Genomic DNA, 5,200 nt, shown 5'->3' with positions numbered 1-5,200 from the left:
TAAAAGCTTTGCTGGTTGACGATGAAGTGAATAACCTGGCCAGCCTGGAATTTTTGCTCCATAATGATTGTGAGGGGATAAAAGTTGCCGGAAAAGCCCAAAGTGCCGCGCAGGCGAGGGAATGGCTTCAATTAAACGATGCAGATGTAATTTTCCTGGACATCAGCATGCCTGAAGAGAATGGCTTTCAGTTTTTAAGCAGCCTGGTAAATCGCGATTTTAAAGTAGTATTTGTAACCGCTTATAATGAATATGCTTTGCAGGCCATTAAGGCAAGTGCCATTGATTATATTTTAAAGCCTGTAAACATTGGGGAGTTACAGTTGGCTGTTGAAAAAGTAAAAAGATCATTAAAAAGCACTGCGGCAGTAGAGCAGGATCGCGCTTTATTGCGCCACTTTTTGGAAAATTCCGGCAAACGATCATCCCCTAAAAAGATCGCATTACCGCAATTGGGTAGTATCAGTTTTATTGAGGTAGATGATATAGTGTCCCTACAGGCTGACAGTAATTATACCATTATCCACATGAAAGACATGCATAAGCTGGTGATCAGTAAAACGCTGAAAGATTTTGAAGATTTGCTTGACGGCGACCTGTTCGCGAGGATACATAAATCGTATATTGTTAACCTGAAATACATAAAGGAATATAGTACTATTGACGGCGGGATTGTGAAAATGAGCGATGGAAACCAATGGAGCATCAGCCGCAGGCAACTAGACATGTTTCTCGAAAAAATGAAAAAGGCGAGCCTTATGTTTGGCAATAAATAGCGTACTTTTATATCGAAAGTATTGGTTATGAAGGCTTAAGTCAAAAACCGGGATTTGACATTTTTTTGTTTTTTTGACTTTAGACTTAAATCACATGCGCTGCACAGGCTTCTTTTTATTCTTCCTTTTAATAGCGATTGCCTGTAACGCGCAACCAGGAAAATACACTGCATTCACCGTTGACGATGGCTTGCCCAGCAATTATGTTTACCGTTGTATAGAAGATAATAACGGCTTCCTTTGGGTTGCTACCGATGCGGGGATTGCGCGTTTTGATGGAAAACACTTCCAGGTTTTCACTACCCGGGATGGCCTGCCCGACAATGAGGTGCTGGCCGTAGTGAAAGAAAATGATGGCAGAATCTGGGTGAATTGTTTTAAACAAAGTCCTGCTTATTTTGATGAGTTAACAAACAGGTTTATTAATGCCAGGGCAGACAGTACCCTCGCAAAGGTTAAAGAAGGCACCGGCCTGATGTATTGTTACCCTTTGCTGAACGGCGGCGTAATGTTTTGGAACCAGCAAGGATCATATATTTTCAGGAATAAACGGCTGATAGCTTATCCAAATGGTAAAAAAAATGATGGGTTCGTTATTAAAGAAAACACCGATGGCTCCGTATTGAAGTTAGGCAGCTCAATGAATGGCGGGACAAAATTATACCAGACAGTTATATACCAGATGAAAGGTACGCGGTATATAGACAGCGTGGCCTTAAGACAAAAGCATCCGAGCGAAATTATTAATTATAGCCTTAGCGAAGGGGAGTTTTATTACTTTAATGATGCCAAAGGTAAGTGCTATATCTACAGTGACTTTAGTACTGGCCCGATCCGTTTCCACATCGATTCCGTTGAAACACCGGAACCCTTTAATAATTTCGAATGTACGTCCCATTTTTTTTATTTTTCGGGCATTTCCGGTAAAATTTACCTCTTCAACAAAAAAACACGGAAACAGGATATTGTAGTTGGTGGTAATTACCTTCCTAATTCCGTTTTTAAGGATAGCAATGAGAATTTATGGATCAGTACAATTGATAAGGGATTACTTGTTTATAAAAAGAGACATATTAATGGTATTAAAATGCCGTCGCGCATCGTCGGCACCAATTTTTTAAGTATTGCCCGCAAAACAGATGGCACAATACTGGCCGGGAATTTTTATGGTGAGGTAGTTGCTGCCAGAAGAACTGGTGTCTCAGTTACTACAATCCCCAAAAAAGGTCTTATTGCCCGCCAGCGTAAAATAATTCTGTCGCAAAATAAAATGTTTACCTTTTCCGAAGCCGGCATTTATGTAAACAATACTCGTCCGCTTTTAACCTCCATAATCAGCTATGGCAAAACGGCCATCACTTATAATGATAGCATCATAATTGTTGGTCAGTCGCATGCGTTTATTAAACTAAATACGATAACAGAGCGCCTGTCAGTTTTAAAAGGCCTCGGGAAAAGGATAACCGCCCTTGCGCTGGGAGCCGATGGCTTGGTGTATTTTGGGTCAACAGACGGATTGTACAGATACAGTTATGCCCGGGATTCCACCTCTCCGCTCAATAAAATCAGCCCTTTGTTGAGCGAACGGGTTACTGCGCTTTGTGTCACACCAGATAAGCTACTTTGGGTGGCTACTTCTGGTAGTGGCGTAGTAGTGGTGAAGGATGATAAAGTACTGCTCCATATTTCAGAAGCGGATGGTATTATCAACAATGCTTCCAGGAGTATAACAACCGGCAAACCCGGGCAGATTTGGTTAGGTACGTCGGGAGGGATCAGTGTGCTTAACTATACTTTAACACCTAACCATATTACCTATGCTGTTCAGAACCTTACGGTCAATGACGGGTTGAACAATAACGTTATCAACGAGATACTTTACCAGACAGATTCTGTTTATGTGGCCACGGGCGATGGCATTTCCATAATACCCGCTAACGTATCAATCCCTGAATTTAATATTCCTGTGCAACTGATCGGGATGAGAATAAATCAGCGGGATACCATAATAGCTCCAAATTATCATCTGAGGAACGATCAGCAAAACTTACAGATGCAATTTGCCGGGATTGAATTAAGCGGGCATTTTAAAAACCTTCAATACACGCTCAACAAAAACAAAAACTGGATCAACCTGGATGAAAACACACTAACTATAGAGCTCGGCAGCGGCAATCATATTGTGCAGGTAAGGGCTGTGGATGTTAACGGAAACATCAGCAACAAAATACTTTCCATTAAATTCGATATCGCCACCCCTTTTTGGAAGGCTGTTTGGTTCTGGTTTATCACTGCGCTCATTTTACAGTTAGCGGTTATCTATTGGCTAAACCTCCGTATAAAAAACAGAAAAGAGGCGAAACTGGCAAAACAAATTGCGGGGGTGCAGATAGCCTCGCTGGAGCAACAGGCATTTACTTCGCTAATGAACCCGCATTTTATGTTCAACGCCCTCAACAGCATCCAGCATTATATTAATTTGCAGGACAGGCAAAATGCCAACCGTTATCTCAGTGATTTCGCCTCGCTTATCCGCAAAAATTTCGAGGCGGCTCAGCAATCCTTTGTGCCGCTTGAGCAGGAGGTGGAAAACATAAAAATATACCTGCGGTTGGAGCAAATGCGTTTTAATAACCGTTTTAGTTATCAGCTATCCATTAACGAAAACCTGGACATTGAAGAGTGGATGATCCCAACAATGATACTTCAGCCGCTTTTGGAGAATGCCCTGCTGCACGGATTAATGCCATCATCGATAGATGGACAGGTGATTATTGACTTGAAAGAAGAGGGAAACAATTTGCTGATCACCATCACCGATAACGGGATCGGCATAGCCAACAGCCTTGCGCTAAAAGACGATGACAGTCAGCATAAAAGCCGTGGAATGGAATTAATTGAAAAACGCATCGCGGCCCTCAGCCGTTTTGGTTCATCCGCTATAACAATAAGCATGTCAACTGCGTTTACAAGTGACAAAAATCCGGGCAATAAAATCGTGCTGTTAATTCCACAGGGATTGCACGACGCCTGGTTTAAAGCGCAGCATCACTAAGTCAATTACCGCATACTCATCGATTAGTGTTAATCAATCAGTTATACTCCTGCTTTGCACATTATCGGTTGTCTTTACGGATAATTGAATGTAATTTAACGCGAGTCAACGGCACTTGCACCAATAACTTTTTGCAGTTAAATGAAAAATTGGACAGTTTTTGTAAAACTTTCACTTGTTGTTTTGTTGGCAGCGGGTTGCACCCAGGTTTTCGCCCAACCCTACCCTATTACCGGCGTTGTTATTTTGTTGCCCTCAACGCCCGATCAAAATACAGGCAACTGGGGAAATATGAGACCACAGTTTACGATAACCGCGACAGCAAACTCAACCAGCCGTAAGATGGACCCCGCCGTGTCGCAAAGTAAAATGCTGATGATTATTACCAAAGGCGGCGATAAAGTATGCGGGGCCTATAGCATAAATTCTGCGCCTGCAGACAAATTTAATAATTGGAACAACGTTTGGACGGGCATTTACGCCGCCAGGTTATTAGGTCAGGGTTGTATTTTGCCACCTGGGGACTACCAGTTAAGTGTACAGTTTTTTGGTTATCAAAACGGCGAAATAGTTGCCTTAAGTGAAGAAAAAATCAAGGCTTTCTCCATCAGCGGAAATGGGAAACCAACCAATCAGCAACCGGGCGAAATTAATCCCGGCATTAACATACAAACAAGGCCAACCAATCCGAAAAGGCCTATTTATCCGCAGCAAACCGTACTGAATCCCCTCACTCAACCTGATACAAAGCCAAACAATATAAAAAGCCCCCCCGATAAGCAACCAGGCGCCGATAACGCAGCTGTAACAACCGATACAAAACCGACCAACACAAATAAGCCTGTTGATCAGCAGGCCAGCGGTGGTAATCCTGCTGTAGAGCAGGAACCAAAACCAGCCAATCCAAGAAAACCGGATTTGCTGGATCGGCTAAGGAAAATTAACATTGGCGGTATCAGCCAGGGAACCATCAGCATCAACCTGGGGTCGCTGGCTTCGTGCGATTGCGGGAACTGGAGCCCCATAACCATCAATCGCACTTTGAAAATAGATTGCGGGGGTAAAAATGTAATTCCGTGGAAATGCGGCGAAGCCTTTGATTTTTTAAGTACCTACAATTGCACCTCGAAAGACAAAAGCTGCCACGCTGTTACGGCATGGCAGATTAAGAAAGATGGTGCCCTGGTTGTTGACGGACAGGGCGATCACAATATAACAGGTGAATTTATTCCGCAAGCAAACGGCAGGTATATTTTAACGCTTACTGCCGACTGCAACGGAAAGAAATGTGAACCTTGTGTTTATACCATTGATATTGAAGACTGTAAAACATGCAATTGCGGTACCTGGGGCCCGTTGCTGGTCAGCC

General features: G+C 42.9%; 3 protein-coding genes. All 3 read left to right on the top strand.

Going from position 1 to position 5,200, the window contains the following annotated elements; all coding sequences use genetic code 11:
- The coding region (locus tag QZY09_RS14600; protein ID WP_295673536.1) for a LytTR family DNA-binding domain-containing protein at nucleotides 1-776 on the top strand (776 nt) is incomplete at its 5' end.
- Between the two features lie 94 nt (nucleotides 777-870).
- The gene (locus QZY09_RS14595; protein WP_295673534.1) at nucleotides 871-3,831 is read left to right on the top strand and encodes a two-component regulator propeller domain-containing protein; all 2,961 of its coding nucleotides are present in this window, start codon (nucleotides 871-873) and stop codon (nucleotides 3,829-3,831) included.
- A gap of 141 nt (nucleotides 3,832-3,972) precedes the next feature.
- Nucleotides 3,973-5,200, top strand: a 1,228-nt coding sequence (locus QZY09_RS14590) for a hypothetical protein (RefSeq protein ID WP_295673532.1), incomplete at its 3' end; no start/stop codon positions are given.

Source organism: uncultured Mucilaginibacter sp. (assembly GCF_903913935.1).
Lineage (GTDB): Bacteria > Bacteroidota > Bacteroidia > Sphingobacteriales > Sphingobacteriaceae > Mucilaginibacter.
The sequence above is the reverse complement of the archived record's forward strand: the minus strand, read 5'-3'. Positions and strand labels throughout refer to the sequence as shown.